Below are 207 nucleotides of genomic sequence, written 5' to 3'. Positions count from 1 at the left end.
GCGGCCCTCGAATCCAGGATCGGTACAAGCTCTACCTCGCCATCGACGTGTTCTCCCGCTACCCGGTCGCGTGGCGGATCGAGTACACCGAAGACCGGAAATCGGCGGTGGCGATGTTCACCGACGCCATCGCCACCCACGGCGCCCCGACGGTGCTGCACGCCGACAACGGGGCCGTCATGCGCTCGCACACCTTGATCGACGCCC

1 protein-coding gene is annotated in these 207 nt (G+C 67.1%); it reads left to right on the top strand.

Going from position 1 to position 207, the window contains the following annotated elements; all coding sequences use genetic code 11:
* The coding region (locus RU01_RS20430; RefSeq protein WP_042576438.1) for a DDE-type integrase/transposase/recombinase at positions 1-207 on the top strand (207 nt) is incomplete at both ends.

Source organism: Rhodococcus sp. MEB064 (genome assembly GCF_000834565.1).
Classification (GTDB): Bacteria; Actinomycetota; Actinomycetes; order Mycobacteriales; family Mycobacteriaceae; genus Rhodococcoides.
The sequence above is the reverse complement of the archived record's forward strand: the minus strand, read 5'-3'. Positions and strand labels throughout refer to the sequence as shown.